The 20,946-nt window shown below is 45.8% G+C and carries 18 protein-coding genes and 2 tRNA genes; 15 read left to right on the forward strand and 5 right to left on the reverse strand.

Going from position 1 to position 20,946, the window contains the following annotated elements:
* Positions 1-58: 58 nt before the first annotated feature.
* Both rnhA and ICN19_RS08680 read right to left on the reverse strand, forming a co-directional pair.
* Positions 59-511, reverse strand: a complete 453-nt coding sequence (gene rnhA, locus ICN19_RS08675; protein WP_068322986.1) for a ribonuclease HI — start codon at positions 509-511, stop codon at positions 59-61.
* A gap of 9 nt (positions 512-520) precedes the next feature.
* Entirely contained in the window at positions 521-1,309 is a 789-nt protein-coding gene (locus tag ICN19_RS08680) for a class I SAM-dependent methyltransferase (RefSeq protein ID WP_255536983.1), read from the reverse strand.
* A 36-nt stretch (positions 1,310-1,345) separates the two neighbouring features.
* On the opposite strand from ICN19_RS08680, the gene gloB reads away from it, so the two are divergent.
* The 7 genes from gloB to ICN19_RS08715 all read left to right on the forward strand — a co-directional run bounded on the left by gloB (position 1,346) and on the right by ICN19_RS08715 (position 11,210).
* Positions 1,346-2,155 carry a hydroxyacylglutathione hydrolase gene (gene gloB / locus ICN19_RS08685; protein ID WP_216247110.1) on the forward strand — a complete coding sequence of 270 codons (810 nt, stop codon included), beginning with the start codon at positions 1,346-1,348 and terminating at the stop codon, positions 2,153-2,155.
* Positions 2,155-3,591: a transglycosylase SLT domain-containing protein gene (locus ICN19_RS08690; RefSeq protein WP_216247112.1), complete on the forward strand. Its 1,437-nt coding sequence runs from the start codon at positions 2,155-2,157 to the stop codon at positions 3,589-3,591. The genes gloB and ICN19_RS08690 overlap by 1 nt, the downstream gene beginning before the upstream one ends.
* 33 nt (positions 3,592-3,624) lie before the next feature.
* Positions 3,625-5,508: a propionate--CoA ligase gene (locus ICN19_RS08695; RefSeq protein ID WP_216247114.1), complete on the forward strand. Its 1,884-nt coding sequence runs from the start codon at positions 3,625-3,627 to the stop codon at positions 5,506-5,508.
* 245 nt (positions 5,509-5,753) lie between these two features.
* Entirely contained in the window at positions 5,754-6,941 is a 1,188-nt protein-coding gene (gene carA, locus ICN19_RS08700) for a glutamine-hydrolyzing carbamoyl-phosphate synthase small subunit (RefSeq protein WP_216247116.1), read from the forward strand.
* The gene (carB, locus tag ICN19_RS08705; protein ID WP_216247118.1) at positions 6,941-10,204 is read left to right on the forward strand and encodes a carbamoyl-phosphate synthase large subunit; all 3,264 of its coding nucleotides are present in this window, start codon (positions 6,941-6,943) and stop codon (positions 10,202-10,204) included. The genes carA and carB overlap by 1 nt, the downstream gene beginning before the upstream one ends.
* Positions 10,205-10,260: 56 nt before the next feature.
* The gene (gene greA / locus ICN19_RS08710) at positions 10,261-10,737 is read left to right on the forward strand and encodes a transcription elongation factor GreA (RefSeq protein WP_068322970.1); all 477 of its coding nucleotides are present in this window, start codon (positions 10,261-10,263) and stop codon (positions 10,735-10,737) included.
* Positions 10,737-11,210 carry a DUF4149 domain-containing protein gene (locus ICN19_RS08715; RefSeq protein ID WP_216247120.1) on the forward strand — a complete coding sequence of 158 codons (474 nt, stop codon included), beginning with the start codon at positions 10,737-10,739 and terminating at the stop codon, positions 11,208-11,210. Before greA ends, ICN19_RS08715 begins: the two co-directional genes overlap by 1 nt.
* Before the next feature lie 28 nt (positions 11,211-11,238).
* On the opposite strand, the gene ICN19_RS08720 is transcribed toward ICN19_RS08715, so the two are convergent.
* Positions 11,239-11,865 (reverse strand): YhbY family RNA-binding protein, encoded by a 627-nt coding sequence (locus ICN19_RS08720; protein WP_216247122.1) that lies wholly within the window; start codon positions 11,863-11,865, stop codon positions 11,239-11,241.
* 126 nt (positions 11,866-11,991) lie between these two features.
* Here ICN19_RS08720 and ICN19_RS08725 point away from each other — a divergent pair, with 126 nt between their 5' ends.
* From ICN19_RS08725 to glmM, 4 genes are all read left to right on the forward strand, one after another.
* Positions 11,992-12,666 carry an RlmE family RNA methyltransferase gene (locus ICN19_RS08725; protein ID WP_216247124.1) on the forward strand — a complete coding sequence of 225 codons (675 nt, stop codon included), beginning with the start codon at positions 11,992-11,994 and terminating at the stop codon, positions 12,664-12,666.
* Positions 12,667-12,802: 136 nt separating this feature from the next.
* Positions 12,803-14,680: an ATP-dependent zinc metalloprotease FtsH gene (gene ftsH / locus ICN19_RS08730; RefSeq protein WP_216247126.1), complete on the forward strand. Its 1,878-nt coding sequence runs from the start codon at positions 12,803-12,805 to the stop codon at positions 14,678-14,680.
* 22 nt (positions 14,681-14,702) lie between these two features.
* Positions 14,703-15,578, forward strand: a complete 876-nt coding sequence (gene folP, locus ICN19_RS08735) for a dihydropteroate synthase (protein WP_216247343.1) — start codon at positions 14,703-14,705, stop codon at positions 15,576-15,578.
* Between the two features lie 17 nt (positions 15,579-15,595).
* Positions 15,596-16,939, forward strand: coding sequence for a phosphoglucosamine mutase (gene glmM, locus ICN19_RS08740; protein ID WP_216247127.1), 1,344 nt, complete (start codon positions 15,596-15,598; stop codon positions 16,937-16,939).
* Positions 16,940-16,953: 14 nt separating this feature from the next.
* Here glmM and ICN19_RS08745 read toward each other — a convergent pair whose 3' ends face one another.
* On the reverse strand, positions 16,954-19,050 hold the full coding sequence (locus ICN19_RS08745; RefSeq protein WP_216247129.1) for a TonB-dependent receptor: 2,097 nt from the start codon (positions 19,048-19,050) through the stop codon (positions 16,954-16,956).
* Between the two features lie 82 nt (positions 19,051-19,132).
* Positions 19,133-19,501: a hypothetical protein gene (locus ICN19_RS08750; RefSeq protein WP_216247131.1), complete on the reverse strand. Its 369-nt coding sequence runs from the start codon at positions 19,499-19,501 to the stop codon at positions 19,133-19,135.
* Positions 19,502-19,561: 60 nt separating this feature from the next.
* Between ICN19_RS08750 and ICN19_RS08755 the strand changes: the two genes are divergently transcribed.
* The 4 genes from ICN19_RS08755 to ICN19_RS08770 all read left to right on the forward strand — a co-directional run bounded on the left by ICN19_RS08755 (position 19,562) and on the right by ICN19_RS08770 (position 20,942).
* Positions 19,562-19,638: transfer RNA gene (locus ICN19_RS08755), tRNA-Pro, on the forward strand.
* Between the two features lie 38 nt (positions 19,639-19,676).
* Positions 19,677-19,753: transfer RNA gene (locus ICN19_RS08760), tRNA-Arg, on the forward strand.
* Positions 19,754-19,831: 78 nt separating this feature from the next.
* A complete protein-coding gene (locus ICN19_RS08765) occupies positions 19,832-20,194 on the forward strand; it encodes a hypothetical protein (protein ID WP_216247133.1) in 363 nt (120 codons plus the stop codon).
* A gap of 64 nt (positions 20,195-20,258) precedes the next feature.
* Positions 20,259-20,942 carry a DUF3313 domain-containing protein gene (locus ICN19_RS08770; protein WP_216247134.1) on the forward strand — a complete coding sequence of 228 codons (684 nt, stop codon included), beginning with the start codon at positions 20,259-20,261 and terminating at the stop codon, positions 20,940-20,942.
* The last annotated feature ends 4 nt before the right edge of the window (positions 20,943-20,946 follow it).

The following is a 20,946-nucleotide window of genomic DNA, read 5'->3' on the forward strand; positions in this document are numbered from 1 at the left end:
AAAGCAGGACCATTCTCTCATAAGATGCCTTAAAAGGTGGTTGCCGAAGGGCATTGGCCTAGGGTAGAAATTCTTCAACGCCTTTATTGGCTAATTGGTCTGCCAGCTCATTCCCAGGGTGACCGTTATGACCTCTTACCCAGTGCCAGGAGATGTCATGGCTTGGGAGTAGTGAGTCTAGCTCCTGCCAAAGATCCGCATTTTTAACAGGATCCTTGCTGGCTGTTTTCCAACCGCGCCTTTTCCATCCTTCTAGCCATTCCGTAACTCCCTTTTGGACATATTGGGAGTCAGTCCAAAGCTCGACCGTACTACGTTGTTTTAAGGCCTTTAGGGCAAAAATAACCGCACAAATCTCCATACGGTTATTAGTTGTGAGTTTTTCGCCACCATGGATATGTTTTTCGTGCCCGCCTGAGCGCAAAACAGCTCCCCAACCACCAGGTCCGGGGTTTCCTTTGCAGGCTCCATCGGTATAAATCACGATATGGGGGTGTTTGGTATGCGGCATAGCAATAATTTACTGGTTATTGTTGCTCTTGAGACGTTTTTGCAGATTACTTCGCTCCGCAGCGGGGCTTAGTTGCTGAATTGCCGGAATTCGGACTAGAGACGCTGGACCGATGAGGCGCATTCCTTGTTGGCGCTTGATGGCTGATACCAGGAAAACTGCCCCAAATATTGGCCACCAACGATTTCCCATTTTTTCAAGAAAATTCATTTTGCCCATAACAGCTTCGCCCTGTAGGGGAAATTTGTAGCATCCAAAGTGGCCGCGATCGAGAGAGAAATTGAGAAGCTCAAGCCAATCTTTAATGCGAATGAGGCTAATAAATTGACCGTCTCTAGGTAGGTAGGGGCTGCCTATTAATCTGCTGAGATATTGTCTGGCACCCCATAAGCTCGCAGGATTAAAGCCTGAAATAATCAAGCGGCCTTCTGGGCGAAGCACTCGATCAACCTCGCGCAATATTTGGTGGGGATCTGCTGCAAATTCCAATACATGAGGCAAGACTATTAAATCCAAACTCTCGCTAGAAAAAGGGAGCTCAGTAGAGTTGGCTTCAATTAAATGCCAGTTAAAGCGGCCAGCATCTATGCGGTTGTCGTTTGAGTGAATTAGGAGCGCCTGTAGGGGCATCCGATTCTCGCTCAAGGTGTTGATCTGCGGCAGACCAATCTGGACGGCATGAAATCCAAAGACATCTGCAACAATTTGATCAAAACAGCGCTGCTCCCAGGCTAGGACATAGCGCCCAGGTGGTGATTGGAGCCATTTTTCCCAGGAGCTCCAGGGGGGTGCAGGCATCTGAGAAGGGATGGGTGGGGTTGGTATCATGAGTACATGGATAAGAATACTTTATTGCAGGTCTGGCCCATACCGGCATTTGATGATAACTACATTTGGTGCATTCACGATGGTAGCAATGCTTTAGTTGTTGATCCGGGGGATGCTGAGCCGACCCTGGAATATCTAAAAGCAAATAAATTAACCCTCAAGGGAATCTTAATTACGCACCACCATGCTGACCATACGGGAGGCATTCTGTCCTTATTGGAAAAGTTGGGTGCCAATATTCCTGTCTACGGGCCGGCGGGAGATAACATTCCCGGTCGAACAGTGGTAGCAATGCAGGACGACAAAATTGAAATTGCTTCCCCGCGAATTAGCTTAAAAGTATTTGAAGTTCCCGGCCACACTCTGAGCCATATTGCCTATTTTGCCAATATGCAGGCTAACGTTGTAGAGCCTATGTTGTTCTGTGGGGATACTTTATTTGCCTCTGGTTGTGGAAGATTGTTTGAGGGTACGCCTACGCAAATGAGTGAATCTTTAAGTAAGTTTGCTGCGTTGCCAAAAAATACTTTGGTTTACTGTACTCACGAATACACACTATCTAATATTCGCTTTGCATTGGCTGTTGAACCGAATAACCACAATTTAGTTGCATGGGCAGAACAGGCGAAATCTTTACGAGGGCAGGGGTTGCCAACACTTCCCACTACGATCGGTCAAGAGCTGCAAGTTAACCCTTTTATGCGCTGCGATCAGCCTGAAGTCATTGCAATGGCAAAAGAGGTTTCAGGGCAGGCAGAGCTTCCAAGTCTCGCACACGTCTTAGCAGTCATCCGCGCCTGGAAAGATCGCTTCTGATGCGCATGTTTTATGCAGCAGTTTTAATGGTTGCTTTCTTGAGTGGCTGTGCGAGTACAGGTGATTGGTCGTCCGATACTCCAACAAGAGCCAATCCAAAATCGTCTAAAGCTACGCGCGTAAACCTAAAAAACCAATCAGTTAGCAAGGTGTACGCGCCTTCGGATAACTTGTGGATACGCATCCGTGATGGCTTCCAAATGGAGCCCATGAATACGCCGTTAGAAATTGAGCAAGTCCGCTGGCTCGCTGCTAGGCCTGATTATGTCAATCGTTCAATGACGCGCTCTTCACGCTATTTGTTTTACATTGTTCAAGAAGTCAACGCACGAAATATGCCAACTGAGATTGCATTACTCCCATTTGTAGAGAGTGCATTTGTTACGCACGCCAAGTCAAGCGCAAAAGCAGTGGGCTTATGGCAATTTATGCCGGCCACCGGAAAAGATTTTCGCTTAACGCAAAACGTATTTAGAGATGAACGACGAGATGTAGTTCAGTCAACTGATGCTGCATTGGATTACTTGCAGCGCTTACATAATCAATTTGGCAGCTGGGAGTTGGCGTTGGCTGCATACAACTGGGGTGCTGGCAATATTGCTAAAGCACAGAAGCGCAATGCTGCAGCTGGATTGCCAACGGACTATGAGAGCTTGACCTTGCCTCGTGAAACACGAAATTACGTTCCCAAGCTTATGGCCTATCGTCAAATTGTCTTGGACCCACAGGCATATGGAATTGTTTTGCCTGAACTTGAAAACCACCCGTACTTTGTTGCGGTGGATGTGGGGAGTGATATTGACGTAGCACTTGTAATTAAGTTGGCTGAAATTCCTTCAGATGAATTTCATAGTCTGAACCCCTCATTTAACAAGCCAGTCATTCTGAGCAATGCGAATCAGCAAATCCTCTTGCCATTTGCTCATGCTGAAATCTTCCAAGCAAACTTGAAGCAGTACGACAAACCGCTTTCTTCATGGACAGCTGTAAAAGTATCTAAAACTGAAAGCGTAGATCAAGCGGCGAAAACTTTGGGCGTAGATGTGGACACCCTAAGAGAAGTGAATGGCATCCCACGGGGAATGAGAATACGCTCTGGCTCTACAGTGTTGATCCCTAAAACCAATCGCCGTCCTGGAGATGTATCGACTGCCATGGCAGAAAATGCCAGCTTAAGTTTGGAAAAGCCTGCACCGCCGGCACCAAAGTGCCCAAAACCAGCAAATACTGGGAAGGGCGGCAAGACCGCAAAGTGCGGCCCAGCGACAACGGCCAAAACATCAGGAAAAACCGCTTCTAAGGGTAATTCTCCTGAAAAAAATGCTGCATCTCAGCATAAATCCGCATCGACAGGGCTTGCAAAATCTGCGAAAAATGGTAATTCAGCCGCCTCCAACAGCAATAACGGTAGCAAAGGGGCGAGCAAAGGCCAGTAATTACAGTAACTTTTTAAAGAAATCAGGTTGACCATGTCCTATAAAGCACACCACGAACGCTCAATTAAAGACCCAGACGGATTTTGGGGTGAGCAAGCGCAGTTAATTCACTGGGAAAAGCCATTCGATAAGGTGCTGAATTACAACAACCCGCCATTTGCAAAATGGTTTGAGGGTGGACTTACGAATCTTTGCTACAACGCAGTAGACCGCCACCTCAAAGATCGCCCGGATCAAATCGCTCTAGTTGCTGTTTCAACCGAAACCAATCAAGAGAAAACTTACACATTCAAAGAGCTATACGAAGAAGTTAATCGTATGGCTGCAATCTATAAAGCAAACGGTATTCAAAAGGGCGATCGTGTGCTCATTTATATGCCAATGATTGCTGAAGCATGTTTTGCAATGTTGGCCTGTGCTCGTATTGGCGCAATTCACTCTGTGGTGTTTGGCGGCTTTGCATCTCACAGCCTTGCTTCACGAATTGATGATGCAAAACCAAAGCTCATCGTTACTGCAGAGGCTGGTGCGCGCGGTGGTAAAGCGGTCCCATATAAACCTTTGTTGGATGAGGCAATCACATTGGCTGAATACAAACCAGCAAAAGTGTTGATTGTGAATCGCGGCTTAACTGAGTTCACTACTGTTGCTGGTCGTGATTTGGACTATGCAACCGAACGCCAGAAACATCTTAATGATGTAGTTCCAGTTGAGTGGGTTGATGCTACGCATCCTTCCTATATTTTGTACACTTCCGGTACAACAGGAAAGCCAAAGGGCGTGCAACGTGATACCGGTGGTTATGCTGTTGCGCTCGCTGCATCAATGAAACATATTTTTACTGGTAATCCAGGCGAGACAATGTTCTGTACTTCTGACATTGGATGGGTGGTCGGTCATAGCTACATCATTTATGCGCCATTGCTTTCTGGTATGGCAACAATCATGTATGAGGGCACACCTTTGCGCCCGGATGCTGGTATTTGGTGGGAACTGGTAGATAAATATAAAGTTTCTGTCATGTTCTCTGCGCCAACAGCAGTTCGTGTTCTCAAGAAACAAGATCCCTCATTTTTGACTAAGCACGATCTTTCTAAATTACGGGCATTGTTCTTGGCGGGTGAGCCTTTAGATGAGCCTACTGCAAGCTGGATTCATGGCGCTATTAATAAGCCGATTGTGGATAACTACTGGCAAACAGAAACTGGTTGGCCAATGCTAGCAATTCAACGTGGCGTAGAAGTGATGCCACATAAATTTGGCTCACCAGGTGTGCCATCGTTTGGCTACAACATGAAGTTGCTTGATGACGCCACATCAGAAGAGTTGGGACCAGATCAAAAAGGGGTTATCGCTATCGAAGGGCCATTGCCCCCAGGTTGCATGCAAACAGTTTGGGGTGACGACAAGCGCTTTATCAGCACCTACTGGGAAACTATTCCTGGCAAGTTGATTTATTCCACCTTTGACTGGGGCATCAAGGATAAAGATGGTTACTTCTTTATTCTTGGACGAACAGATGACGTGATTAACGTTGCCGGACATCGTTTAGGTACTCGCGAAATTGAAGAGAGCATTTCTAGCCACCCCAATATTTCAGAGGTTGCTGTAGTGGGCATTGAGGACAAGCTTAAAGGTCAGGCTGCGATAGCGTTTGTTATCCCTAAGGACGCCTCAAATATCGCAACCCTAGAAGCGGAATGCATGAAAACTGTTGACACAACATTAGGCGCAATTGCTCGCCCAGGTCGTGTTTATATTGTCACGGCACTACCAAAAACACGTTCAGGCAAGATTGTGCGTCGTGCACTCCAGGCTGTTGCCGAGGGTCGTGATCCTGGTGACATCAGCACCATGGACGACCAGACGGTATTGGCTCAAATTAAGACCATTATTGAGCAAAGCGCTAAGGCTTAAAAACCCTTAACTTTTGCTGAAAAGCTTTGCCAGCCAGCAGGTTGGAGGGGCTTTTTCCTTTGTAAGCCCCATTTGACTGGATATTCAAGGGTTTACGAGCAGAAATGGTATGATTGTAGGGTTCGAAACTTATTAAATACCCTAGCGCTTAAAGACACTCACCTCCCGCAAAAACATCCTCGGGTTGGTATTTTTGAGGGTTTTGAGCGTCGGATGGAGCAGGGACTGGAGATGGTTTGTCACCCTTGCTTCCTTCTTTTCCCCCAGCCGTGTTGGCCCTAGCCGACGGCACTTTATTTCCCGGTTTTAGCATTGGCGCCCCAGGCGAAACTACCGGCGAAGTTGTTTTCAATACAGCGTTGACTGGATATCAAGAGATCATTACTGATCCTAGCTACTCACGTCAAATTGTCACGCTCACTTATCCCCACATTGGCAACGTCGGCGTAAATGCTCAGGATGCAGAATCCGTTCAAATACATTCAGCGGGATTGGTTATTAAAGACCTCCCAAAACGCGTATCTAACTTCCGTTCGGAAGACTCTTTAGATAGCTACCTCACTAAAGCCGGAGTTTTAGGTATTGCTGGAATTGATACTCGCAAGCTCACTAGAATTTTGCGCGACAAGGGCGCCCAATCAGGCGCAATCGTTGCTGGCAAGGTGGGTGATGATTATGAGACTTTAGGCAAGAAGGCTCTTGAGCTTGCCAAGGCTTTCCCAGGTATGTCTGGATTGGATCTAGCTAAAGTAGTTACAACCAATAAGTCTTATGAGTGGCGTGAAGCTGAATGGGATCTGCACGGTCCTGATGGCAAGCCTGCATACAGAGACTTAGATACCAGCAAACCAGTTAAGAAAGTTGTTGCTTATGACTTTGGTGTAAAGCGTAATATTCTTCGCATGCTTGCTGAGCGTGGCTGCCAATTGACGGTAGTGCCAGCACAAACTAGTGCAGCTGAAGTATTAGCCATGAATCCTGATGGCGTATTCTTTTCAAATGGCCCTGGAGACCCTGGTCCGTGTGATTACGCAATTGCCGCCGCAAAAGAAATCATTGATAAAGGTGTGCCAACTTTTGGCATCTGCTTAGGCCATCAAATTATGGGTCTTGCTGCTGGTGCAAAAACTTTGAAGATGAAGTTTGGTCACCATGGTGCAAATCACCCGGTTAAAGATTTAGATACTGGTCGTGTGGCAATTACTTCTCAGAATCACGGCTTTGCCGTTGATGCCAATACATTGCCAGACAACATTCGTGTAACCCACGTTTCTTTGTTTGATGGCTCCTTACAAGGTTTGGCTTGGAAAGATAAGCCAGCCCTGTGTTTCCAAGGACATCCTGAGGCCTCACCTGGACCTCATGACATTGCCTATTTATTTGATCGTTTTGTGGAGCTCATGAATGCTGCCAGCAAGAAGGAGGGCAAATAATGCCTAAGCGTAGCGACATTAAGAGCATTCTGATTATTGGTGCAGGACCAATCGTGATTGGTCAGGCTTGTGAGTTTGACTATTCTGGCGCGCAAGCATGTAAAGCGCTGCGTGACGAGGGTTACAAAGTCATATTGGTAAACAGTAATCCTGCAACCATCATGACTGATCCTGAGATGGCTGATGTAACTTACATTGAGCCAATTACTTGGGAGGTTGTAGAACGTATTATTGCTACTGAAAAACCAGATGCGATATTGCCAACGATGGGCGGTCAAACGGCGCTGAACTGCGCATTAGATCTGCATCGCCATGGCGTGTTGGAAAAATATGGGTGCGAGCTTATTGGCGCATCTCCTGAAGCGATCGACAAAGCGGAGGATCGTCAGAAGTTTAAAGAGGCTATGACTAAGATTGGTCTAGGCTCTGCCAAGTCAGGCATCGCGCACTCTATGGATGAAGCGCACGAAGTGCAACAGCGCATTCAACAGGAAACGGGTAGTTCAGGATTCCCAGTTGTTATTCGCCCATCATTCACCATGGGTGGATCTGGCGGTGGTATTGCTTATAACCGCGAAGAATTTGAAGAGATTTGCAAACGCGGTCTCGATTTATCTCCAACTCGCGAACTTCTCATCGAAGAATCTTTGCTTGGTTGGAAAGAGTTTGAAATGGAAGTGGTACGCGATCGTAATGACAACTGCATCATTGTTTGCTCGATTGAAAACTTAGATCCAATGGGTGTGCACACTGGTGATTCCATTACCGTTGCTCCGGCACAGACCTTAACGGACAAAGAATATCAAATCATGCGTAACGCATCGATTGCAGTCTTGCGAGAAATCGGTGTTGACACTGGTGGGTCAAACGTTCAGTTCTCGATCAACCCAGTTGATGGTCGCATGATCGTCATTGAAATGAATCCACGGGTTTCGCGTTCATCTGCATTAGCCTCCAAAGCAACTGGCTTCCCAATTGCAAAGATAGCTGCCAAATTAGCAGTTGGATACACATTAGACGAGCTTAAAAATGACATTACTGGTGGAGCTACACCGGCATCTTTTGAGCCATCAATCGACTATGTAGTAACAAAGATTCCACGCTTCGCGTTCGAGAAGTTTCCACAAGCAGACTCACGCTTAACTACTCAAATGAAATCTGTTGGTGAAGTGATGGCTATTGGCCGCACTTTCCAAGAGTCTTTCCAAAAAGCGCTGCGTGGTTTAGAAGTCGGTGTTGATGGTCTTGATGAAGTTTCTACTGATCTTGATGACATCATTAACGAAATCAATGAGCCGGGCCCAGATCGTATTTGGTATTTGGCTGATGCTTTCCGTATGGGTATGGGGCTTGATGAGATTTATGCAGAAACCAAAGTCGACCCTTGGTTCTTAGAGCAAATTGAAGAGCTCATTACGATTGAAGCCGAGTTAAAGCAACGCAAAATTGATAGCCTTACTGCGCCAGAGCTACGCTTTGTAAAGCAGAAGGGATTCTCTGATCGTCGTTTGGCAAAACTGCTTGGCATTGATGCTGCTTCCGTTCGAGCTGCGCGTCATCGCTTAAAAGTCGTTCCAGTCTATAAACGTGTGGATACCTGCGCAGCTGAGTTTTCAACAAATACCGCGTATTTGTATTCAACCTATGAAGCTGATCATGGTGAGTGCGAATCAAACCCAACCAATAAAGACAAGATTATGGTTCTGGGCGGTGGTCCTAACAGAATCGGTCAAGGTATTGAGTTTGACTATTGCTGTGTACATGCGGCCTTAGCAATGCGCGATGATGGTTATGAAACCATTATGGTCAACTGCAATCCTGAAACAGTTTCAACAGATTACGATACGTCTGATCGTTTGTACTTTGAACCATTAACTCTTGAAGATGTTCTAGAGATCGTAGCCAAGGAAAAGCCTAAGGGCGTCATCGTGCAGTACGGTGGTCAAACTCCTTTGAAGCTGGCATTGGATCTTGAGCGTAACGGCGTTCCTATTATCGGAACTTCGCCTGACATGATTGATGCTGCAGAAGATCGCGAACGCTTCCAAAAATTATTGCAAGATTTGGGCTTGCGTCAACCACCAAATCGCACTGCGCGCACCGAAGAAGAGGCTCTCAAACTAGCGGAAGAAATTGGTTATCCATTAGTTGTGCGTCCTTCCTATGTTTTGGGTGGTCGCGCCATGGAGATCGTTCATGATGGTCGTGACCTAGAGCGCTACATGCGCGAAGCAGTCAAAGTCTCTCACGACTCTCCTGTTTTACTGGATCGCTTCTTAAATGATGCGATTGAGTGTGATGTTGACTGTATTAGCGATGGTGAAAAAGTATTCATCGGTGGCGTTATGGAGCATATTGAGCAAGCCGGGGTTCACTCTGGCGACTCAGCCTGTTCTTTGCCTCCATATTCTCTATCCGATAAAACGGTAGAGGAAATTAAGCGTCAAACTGCAGCTATGGCTAAGGGATTGAATGTTATTGGTTTAATGAACGTTCAATTTGCTATACAAAATGTAGATGGCAATGATGTTATCTATGTTCTTGAAGTAAATCCACGCGCTTCCCGCACCGTACCTTTCGTTTCCAAAGCCACTGGTTTACAACTGGCTAAGATTGCTGCTCGTTGTATGGTTGGTCAAACACTTGCACAGCAAGGCATTACTGCTGAAGTGAAACCTCCATACTTCTCTGTAAAAGAAGCGGTATTTCCATTTAATAAATTCCCTGGTATCGATCCAATCCTTGGGCCAGAAATGCGCTCAACTGGTGAGGTGATGGGTGTAGGTAAAACCTTTGGCGAGGCTTTATTCAAGTCTCAATTGGGCGCTGGAATTAAGCTTCCTAAGAGCGGAACTGTTCTTTTGACTGTAAAGGATAGCGATAAACCAAAGGCGATCGAAGTTGCCAAGTTATTGCATCAGCTCGGCTTCCCAATGGTTGCTACTAAGGGTACTGCTGCTGCAATTGAAGCTGCCGGTTTGCCTGTAAGAGTAGTAAATAAGGTCAAGGATGGACGCCCTCACATTGTTGATTTCATCAAGAATGGCGAAATCTCCTTGGTATTTACTACTGTGGATGAAACCCGCACTGCAATTGCTGACTCTAGATCGATTCGTACTAGTGCTCAGGCCAATGGCGTGACTTACTACACAACAATTAGTGCGGCACGTGCAGTAATGGATGGTTTATTGGCATCTCAAAATGGCAAGCTAGAGTCACTCGAGGTCTATTCATTGCAAAACTTACATCAGACGCTTATTTAATCTAAAATCAGCTTTTATGCGTAATTTTGCGCAAGATTTTAAGTTAGGTTAGCAGCATGAGCACAATTCCAATCACTAAACGCGGCGCAGAACTTCTGAAGGAAGAGCTGCACCGCTTAAAGCATGTAGAACGTCCTGCGGTCATTATTGCTATTTCTGAGGCTCGCGCTCAGGGCGATCTCTCTGAGAATGCAGAATATGATGCAGCCAAAGAAAAGCAGGGTTTTATCGAAGGCCGTATCCAGGAGTTAGAGGGTAAGTTGTCGGCCGCCCAGATCATTGATCCTTCCTCTCTTGACGTTACTGGACGTGTCGTATTTGGCGCTACCGTTGACCTCGAAGATCTTGAAGATGGCACTAAGTTGACCTATCAAATTGTGGGTGATGACGAGGCCGATATCGCTTTAAATAAGATTTCAATTAGCTCACCAATTGCGCGTGCATTAATTAGCAAGGAAGAGGGCGATGTTGTTGCCGTTCAAGCTCCTGGCGGTAACCGCGAAGTTGAAATATTGGCCGTACGCTACGTTTAATGTTTCCATCATTTGCCCAGAGGATTTATAGCCTGCTTTTGGGTCTCTGGGTTGGCGGTTTATTAACCATTGGATTTCTCGTTGTCCCGACACTCTTTTCGAGTCTAGGGGATCGTCAGGTCGCTGGAATGGTAGCGGCAAACTTATTCAAGTCAACCGCATACATAAGCGTCCTAATAAGTATTGTCCTGATGGTGCTTGCCAATTACTTTGTACGCGTAGGTAAGCCACAATATCGAATAGATCGTTTGTTGTTGCTGGGGATGCTGGCTTGTGCAATTTGCGCGGCTTTTATCATCATTCCTTGGATGAATTCATTAAGAGACCAAGCTTTGTATTTGGGATTGTCTGTTCGCGAATCCACTCACGCTGTTCTTTTTAGTCGGTTACATGGCGGATCAACCGCCATCTACATGCTCCAATCAATATTGGGTATCGCCTTAGTGTGGCGCACAACAAAAAACGCCGACTAGCGACGTTTTTAATCTATTAAAAGAAGTATTAAGAGCCCAAAGATTTTTTCTTGGTACTGCTCATGCGTACTTTACGTTTCTTAATGGGCGCTGGCGCTGCAGTAGCTTTTCTGTAACCAGGTGAAGACCAGCCAATTTTGGATTCAGCAGCTTCGGAGCGCAAAACTCTTTTCTTTGGTGTAGCAGACTTCACAGCAGCCGCGCGTTCAAAAGGCGACTTGTTAGACGCAGAGCGACGATCTGATCTTTCGGAAGTGCTAGTGCGAACACCAGTTTTAGTTGCAGTACGGTTTGGCTGACGCTTAGTGCGGGGCGCTTGCAAAGTTTTTTTAGTCTGTTTGCTTGAGCGACCTAAATTACTGAAAACTTCATCAACAGCATCTTTTGGTTTCCATAGCACCAATAATTTACCGATATGTTGTACTGGAGCGGCATCTAATTTATCGCAGAGCTCTTGATAGATTGCTGTACGAGCCTCACGGTCATCACCAAAAACGCGAATCTTAATCAAGCCATGATGATTGATGGCTAACTTTGCTTCTTTGATTACAGCAGGAGTTAAACCATCGCCGCCGACCATCACCACAGGACTTAAATCATGTGCGTCAGCTTTGAGGGATTTACGTTGTGCGGGGGTAAGGATGAGTGCAGTCATGGGCTTGATGATAGAGCATTCACCAACAAAATCAGTCGAATAAAGCCAATTTAGCGCTATTTTTCTAGATTCCTTTTGCTTTAGCCGGAAGAAACCAGGAAAATAGAGGGCGAAAGTGGGTGAGTTGTGGCAAAGAATAAATTTAATAAAAGTTGGTTGCAGGATCATTTAACCGATCCCTATGTGAAGATGGCTCAAAAAGAGGGCTATCGCGCTAGAGCGGTATACAAGCTCAGCGAAATTGACGAGCAAGATCACCTCATTAAAGCAGGCATGACGATTGTCGATTTGGGTAGCGCCCCAGGGAGCTGGTCTCAGTACGCCCGCAATCGTCTAACAGAGCTTGGTAAAAGCAATCCCAAGATTGAGTCTGGCAAACCGGATGGTCAAATTATTGCGATTGATATTTTGCCCATGGAAGATATTGCGGATGTGAGCTTTATTCAGGGTGATTTTCGTGAAGATGAGGGTCTGGCTGCGCTTGAGGCCTTGTTGCCTAAGGAGGCTGAAGGAAAAGTGGATTTAGTCCTTTCGGATATGGCCCCCAATTTATCTGGTGTCGGCGTTGCTGATGCCGCCAGAATGGCCTTTTTGGCTGAAATAGCCTTAGATTTTGCTGTGGCACATCTTAAGCCTGAGGGTGCTTTGTTAATCAAGTGTTTCAACGGTAGTGGCTATAGCCAGATTGTCGAATCCTTTAAAAAGGTGTTTAAAACCGTAGCCCCCCGCAAACCTAAGGCATCAAGAGCCCGCTCTTCAGAGATATTCCTCCTCGGAAGAAACCTCAAACCACCGAAATAATGGCTAAAAACCCTGAATTTGTAGGGGGTTTATTAAATAAATATGCCATTAGCCCTTGAAAAAGGGTGGTAGTAGAATCAAATACTTAGGAAGCGATTCGCTTTAACTCCTGGATCAATCCAGAAAAGGACTCATTTTGAACAGCAATATGTTCCAAAAAATCGGTGTGTGGCTCATTGTGGGCTTAGTGCTTTTTACTGTTTTTAAACAGTTTGATAAGCCTAAGGACCAAACTCAGGTCACTTATTCCCAATTCATGGATGACGCTAAAGCGGGAAAAGTAAAGCGTGTTGACGTGCAAGGCCGCACATTACAAGTTACCCCTGCTGATGGCGCTAAATATTCCATCATCTCTCCAGGCGATATCTGGATGGTTGGTGATCTCATGAAGTATGGAGTTCAAGTTACTGGTAAAGCGGATGATGAGCCAAATATGTTGGTGTCTGCTTTGTACTATCTTGGACCAACTCTCTTAATTATTGGTTTCTGGTTTTTCATGATGCGCCAAATGCAGGGTGGCGGCAAAGGCGGCGCTTTTTCTTTTGGCAAATCAAAAGCGCGCTTGATTGATGAGAACAGCAATACAGTTACTTTTGCTGACGTTGCTGGTTGCGACGAGGCAAAAGAGGAAGTCTTTGAGTTAGTAGATTTCTTAAAAGATCCTCAGAAATTCCAAAAATTGGGTGGACGCATTCCGCACGGCGTGTTACTTGTTGGTCCTCCGGGTACGGGTAAAACCCTTTTGGCACGTGCTATTGCTGGCGAAGCAAAAGTTCCGTTCTTTTCGATTTCCGGTTCTGATTTCGTAGAAATGTTTGTTGGTGTTGGTGCATCACGTGTACGTGACATGTTTGAAAATGCCAAGAAAAATTCTCCTTGCATCATCTTTATTGATGAGATTGATGCAGTAGGTCGTCATCGTGGCGCCGGAATGGGTGGCGGCAATGATGAGCGTGAGCAAACATTGAATCAAATGTTGGTTGAGATGGATGGTTTTGAGAGTAATAGCGGCGTGATCGTTGTTGCTGCAACCAACCGCTCTGATGTATTGGATAAAGCATTACTTCGTCCTGGTCGTTTTGATCGTCAAGTTCATGTTGGCTTGCCTGACATTCGTGGTCGCGAGCAGATCTTGCAAGTGCATATGCGCAAGGTTCCTATCGATCCTGATGTAAATGCAGCTGTATTAGCGCGTGGAACACCTGGCTTCTCAGGTGCCGACTTAGCAAACTTAGTGAATGAAGCGGCTTTATTTGCTGCTCGTCGCAATAAGCGATCTGTTGATATGAAGGACTTTGAGGACGCTAAAGATAAGATCTATATGGGTCCTGAGCGTAAGTCTGCTGTGATGCGTGAAGAAGAACGTCGCAATACGGCTTACCATGAGTCTGGCCATGCTGTGGTAGCCAAAGTCTTGCCTAAGGCTGATCCCGTACACAAGGTCACCATCATGCCTCGCGGCATGGCCTTGGGCGTTACTTGGCAGCTGCCTGAATTCGATCGCGTGAACCTTTACAAAGATCGCATGTTGGAGGAGTTGGCCATTCTTTTTGGCGGCCGTGCTGCTGAAGAAGTTTTCTTGCACTCCATGAGTACTGGAGCATCAAATGACTTTGAGCGTGCTACTAAGATGGCTCGCGATATGGTTACCCGTTATGGCATGAGCGATAGTTTAGGTACGATGGTTTATGTTGATACTGAATCTGAAAGCATATTTGGCCGCAATAGCACTAAGACTGTCTCCGAATTGACGCAACAAAAAGTGGATGCAGAAATTCGCATGTTGATTGATAGTCAATATGCTTTAGCGAGATCGATCTTGGAACAAAATCGTGACAAGGTTGAGGCTATGGTAGCTGCACTGCTTGAGTGGGAAACGCTTGATGCAGAACAGATCACCGACATCATGGAAGGTCGTCCACCACGGTCACCTAAACCACCTCCAGCAACCCAGTTTGGTAATTCTGCTGGCACGCCTGGTCCTGCTACTGGCAGTGCACCGGCAACAGCGTAAATAGGAATAGCTTTAGCCTTTGATGCAGAATCAAAGCATCCAAACTAAGCCCACAACATGGCGTTGTGGGCGTTTTCTTTTTGATTTTGCTAAACGTAATCGCCCAATAGTCATGGGCATTCTGAATGCCACGCCAGATTCATTTTCAGATGGCGGTAAATTTAGATCGCCTAAAGATGCAGTTGCACAAGCTGAACGCATGCTTGCTGATGGTGTTGATCTCATTGATATCGGCGGCGAATCAACCAGACCTGGTGCAGAACCCGTTGGACTCCAAGAAGAGCTTGATAGGGTACTGCCTGTAATTGAGGCGCTCAAAGATTGCGGAGTTCCGCTTTCAATCGATACCTACAAATCAGAAACAATGCGCCAAGCACTGAATGCTGGTGTGGATTGCGTCAATGATATTTGGGCGCTTAGACAAACTGGCGCTGTTGACGCAGTATTGGAAAGTCAAAATTGCGGCATTGTATTGATGCATATGCAACGCGATCCCCTAACAATGCAATTTAATCCCGAATATATCAATGTGATTGCTGAAGTAAAGCATTTCCTAAATGATCAGGCTGACCTCTTAATTTCTTCTGGCATTGCAAATGATCGCATTGCTATTGATCCAGGCTTTGGATTTGGTAAGAGTCTGGAGCACAACCTCAATATGTTGACTAATTTTGCTGAGTTTTCATCATTGGGGCTTCACGTATTGGCTGGTATCTCTCGCAAATCCATGATTGGCAAAATAACCGGCAAGGACACCAATGACCGAGTGGCTCCTAGTATTGCTGCGGCCATTATGGCGGCAGATCGTGGGGCCAATATTGTGCGGGTTCATGACGTAGCCGAGACAGTTGATGCTCTAAAGCTATGGGAAGCTATTCAAGTAGATATGTCTGCCTAAGTTTTATAATTAATCCCATGAAAAAACAATACTTTGGCACCGATGGAATCCGAGGGGAGGTAGGGCAGTTTCCTATCGTTCCAGAATTTATGACTCGCTTGGGTTACGCGGCTGGCAAGGTATTAACACGCAATGCTAAGCCGGGCGAACGTTGTAAGGTTCTGATCGGTAAAGATACCCGCGTTTCTGGTTACTTGTTGGAGGCCGCATTGGAGGCAGGCTTTGCAGCTGCTGGCGTGGATGTAATGCTTTGCGGCCCCATACCAACACCGGGAGTTGCTTATCTCACGAGGGCCTTACGCTTATCTGCGGGATTGGTAATTTCTGCCTCACACAATCCATATCAAGATAACGGTATTAAATTTTTCTCCGCAGAAGGGGATAAATTTTCAGATGATTTTGAGTTCGCAATTGAAAAAGAGCTAGAAAACCCAATTGGCTGCGTAAGCTCTAAAGATTTGGGTAAAGCATTTCGCTTGGATGATGCTGCAGGCAGATATATTGAGTTTTGCAAATCCACCGTTCCTGGTCATCTAAATCTAAAAGGATTGAAGATCGTAGTCGATTGCGCTAACGGCGCTGCCTATCATACTGCTCCACATGTTTTCCATGAATTGGGTGCTGAAGTGATTTCAATTGGCGTACAACCAGATGGCCGCAACATTAATGATGGCTGTGGAGCTACCGCACCAGCAGCTCTAATTGCAAAAGTTCAGGAAGTAAAAGCAGATATTGGTGTAGCCTTAGATGGAGATGCTGATCGTCTGCAAATGGTTGATGCATCCGGCAGATTGTTTAACGGTGATGAATTACTTTATGTCCTGGCAAAAGATCGCGTTGACCGTGGCGACAAGGTTGGTGGCGTGGTTGGCACATTGATGACCAATCTGGCTGTTGAAAATGCCATCAAAGAACTCGGGATTGGGTTTGAGCGCGCAAATGTTGGCGATCGCTATGTTTTAGAGCTTCTTAAAAAGAATGGCTGGGATGTCGGCGGTGAAGGCTCTGGTCATTTACTTTGTTTAGATCGTCATTCGACAGGAGACGGCACCATAGCGGCGCTGCAGATATTAACCGTTATGAGCCAATCTAAAAAGAGCCTTGCGCAGCTATTAGATGCGGTCAGTATATTTCCACAAGTACTCTTAAATGTGAAATTTAAGCCTGGCTACAACTGGCAATCTGATGAGGCTCTCAAAAAACAAATTTCTTTGGTTGAGCATGATCTAAAAGATATCGGCAGGGTTTTAATTCGAGCTTCCGGTACTGAGCCATTATTGCGCGTGATGGTGGAGACTAAGGATAGCGCTGTAGCCATGACCGCCGCTAAAAGTATTGCTGATATGGTGCCTACTGCATAGTCATAATGATCTGCTTAGAATGTACCTCTTAGTCCGACCATGAAACTTCTTCCTGGTTGAGGTGCATAGAGCCTTACTGCCATAGGCGTTGTTGCATAACGAATTTGCTCATTAAGCAAATTCTTCATATTGAGATAAACGGTCCAGTTGACTTGCTGAATTCTTTCGGTGTAAGAGATCCCGGCATTCAAAAGGTTGTAACTTGGAGCCGGACCTTGTTCCCAATTTGCTAAACGATTTTGTTGATAGCTATAGATGTAGCTAGCATTCGTTAGCCATCCATCTCTTTGATGGGCAATTTCAGCACCCAGGCGAGGTGCAGGTTGCAAAGGAAGGTTTCCTCCAGCATCAAACGTTCCCTGAGAGGCATCGCCAAAAATCCTACCGCCAAGACCGGGCTCTCGCCAGTTATAGGTAATTTCACCTTCAATACCTTTAATGGTTGCGGCAGCTTGCTGGGCAGTGACTACACTAAAACCATCGCCTTCCTGACCACCATTATTGATGGCATTGCCAGTGTAGTAGCCATAAATATAGTTATTAAAACGATTGGCATAGATACTAGCTTTACTACGAAAAATTCCCAAATTCTTTTGAAAGTTGAACTCTAAATTGTGGGAAACCTCCTTGCTTAAATTGGGGTTGCCAATATCAAACGTCGCAGTAGATTCATGGGCGCCATAAGAATACAACTCTTGGGCACTTGGAGCGCGCTGGGAAACTGTGTATGCCACACCTAAACCATGACCTTGCATAAAATTCCATAGCCCCCCAGCAGAGTAAGACATCAAATTGAAAGTCCGGCTTTGCAATGCAATTTGCGGGGTAAGCGTGCCAGCAGAAGTATCTTGTGACTCTAAAACTGTGCTGGTGTTTGGATTTTGTGCAACATTGTTGTATCTGAGGCCAAGACTGCCTTGCAGGCTATTCCATTTACCTTCCTCAATCCAAAATAGGGCATTAGAATTTGTTTTAGTTGGTGGAACAATTGCATAGCTGCCACTGCCTACCTCAGTAGCATTTAATGAAGCGGCGGTTACTTGAGCGCCAAATGTACCTTTCCAGCCAAGAAGGGGGTTATGAGTTAGCTCAAAGCGCGCTTCATTTGCTAAATTTTTCCAGAGGGCAGCTGCTTCGCCGGCGTTATTAAATTCTGTGTGGTTGTAATTGGTATTAGCGGCACTAAATTTAAATGATGAGAATCCACTAAACGGATCGCGAGTTTGGTGCTGAAAGTCGTAACGATTTTGTGATTGGTTTATTGACCCACCTTCGGGTGTTGGAATTCCATAGTTATTATTTAACCGCTCGACTGACACGCCCGTGTAACCAGATTTGCCTATATAGGAAACGCCGAAGCCTAAATTATTTTGATTGGTATAGGTATTTGGAAGTTTGCCCGTATAGTTCTTCCCAGCATTGCCCTCTGGCGGGACAGTCCAGCCGCCAACGGGCTCACCCTGTGATTGTGTGGAGCTGCCAGGTATTGAATAATTATTGGCATTATTAATTGCGGTGTCCACGTGTACAGCTACTGATCCTAAGGCCCCATCCACCTCAATAGACCCGGCACGGCCATTATTGACGGTCTCGTAACTGGTATTAAACGCTCCAGTTGGGCGATCGGGTAAATTGGTCAAGATTCGGTCATTAACAACATTCACTAGACCGCCGCTGGAGCCTGAACCATAGAGGAGGGCAGCGGCTCCACGCAATATCTCAACTTGATGTGTGTTTTGCATATTGTTGCCAACAGCATGATCTTGGGAAATATTAGATACGTCCCCGACCGATAATCCATTTTGCAGAATTTGCACGCGTGAGCCCTCTAGCCCTCGAATCACTGGTCGGGACGATCCAGCGCCATAACCAGTTGCCGATACGCCTAACTCATTAGCCAGTGTTGCTCCCAGCGTGCCGCCTAATTTATTTGCTAACTCATCTCCTTGGAGAATTTTTGTTGGCGTCAAAATACTTTGTGTGGCCTCTTGGCTGCCGGTCGCAGTAATCTCAAGACTAGGAGATTGATTTTGTGCAAAGGCATAAGAGCTGAACATGCCGCCTACTAGCACGCAAATAATGCGCTGCTTTAATAATTTTTTACACTTCATTTGAAACCCTTTAATTCTTGCAACCAAACTATGGAAGCAAATAAATCTCTGGCTAGATACTGGATCTAGCCTCTACAGCGATTTATAAAAAAAGGGCTGGTGGTGCTCTTGATTGATAGTGCTCAATGAAGACTTGAACTGCGAGGGATTTATCTAATCTTTCTGAACGACTTACGTGATTGCCGTATGTAATGAGCGTGGAATTATCAGATGCAACAAATCCAGCCAAGGTAAGAGCATCAAATAAGTGACATACGTCTGAATTGTGATTTTGTGAGGGCGCAGCATCAATCTCAATCGAGCACGCTTCAGTTTGGATCTGTAAATTTGCATGCGAAATGCTATGAGATAGACCTATCCAGCGGGTCCCCAGCAAGCAGAATGCAAGCAAAGCAATGCTCAGGGCAACTTGAATTTGCTTCTTAAATTTGCTTGAAAAATAGGCAACCATGGCATGAATCTTACAGGATTTGCCTGCAATAGCGCTCTCGGTGTAGAATATCGATTCCGTCGGAGTGTAGCGCAGCCTGGTAGCGCACCTGCTTTGGGAGCAGGGGGTCCAAGGTTCGAATCCTTGTACTCCGACCACTTTCTCTTTGTTTTACGATTTTCAGTCCCAGTACTCACTGCCTATAGCTCAGCTGGATAGAGCAACGCCCTTCTAAGGCGTAGGTCGCACGTTCGAATCGTGCTGGGCAGGCCACCTCTTCATTTGATCCCATGCTGTAAATTGTGGCTTAACTACCTTTTTATGTTGTGTGCCGTGACTTAGAATGCATCGATGAACTCTATTTCCTCCAAGATTTGCTCATTCTTGAGTCTCATTTTTTTGCTTTCAGCATGTTCGGTGGCTAAATTAGAGGCCCGACTAGAAGCTAATCCGCAGTGCAAAGACGTTATCAATCCAAAAACAGGCGCTCTTATGCCATGTCCTGGATCTGATAAGGCTTTCTATAGAGAGGCAGGCTTAGCGCCAGTAAAGGCGACGGCTGTTGTAAATAGCTCCGTTCCCAATACTCCACCATTAAATGCTCAAGCCACTCCAACATCAGATGCTGGACTAAGGGCGCCTTCTCAAAATGATTGCAAGCCTCAGATTCACAAAAAGACCGGCGGAACATTGCCGTGCCCCACACCAGAATAACTCGAAGTAGGTATGATCTTCTGTATTAGAACTCTCTAAAAAGTAAGCAACCCATGGAAACGCTATGAAAAAAATGAATATATTGCTGGTCTCCTTTGCGGCAGCAATTGCTTTGGCTGCTTGTAGCAATGCACCCAAGTTAGCGACTGAATCAATGCCAAGATCTGGATTCTTGCCAGATTACAACCTCTTGGTGCCAATGGCGACAAGCGATAGCGACACGCGGGTTTGGAGATATCGTGTTTCTGGTGTAAATCCAGGGGTATATACAGCGGTTATTCTTGATCCAATTTACTTGAATCAAAATGCAACTAAAGATGTCAGTCTTGAGTTGATTAATAAAGCAAAAGCGGCATTACAAGAATCTATGGTTGAGGCTGTAAATGCGCGAGGCAATATTCGCATTGTGACTAAACCTGGCCCAGGTGTGGCACGTATTTCAGTAGGTATTACTGGCGCAGAAAGCTCTGCAAATAGTTTGCAGCCTTGGAACTTCACTCCAATCGGTTTGGCTATGAATGCTGCCGCATATGCTGGTGGTGTTAATGCTAAAACACCTGCGCTTTTAGTCGAAAGTAAAATTACTGATAGTCAGTCAAAGCAACTATTGGGCGAGGGTTTAATTACCGTTCAGGGTGAATCTTTCCGAACAAGTGCGGGCTCCGCAGATTCTTTTATTGCCATGGCTAAGAAAGTGGTTCGCACCGCATTAGAAACATCGGCCAATCCAACTCCTACCGGTAAATAACTGG

It is taken from the genome of Polynucleobacter sp. AP-Capit-er-40B-B4 (assembly GCF_018882245.1).
GTDB lineage: Bacteria > Pseudomonadota > Gammaproteobacteria > Burkholderiales > Burkholderiaceae > Polynucleobacter.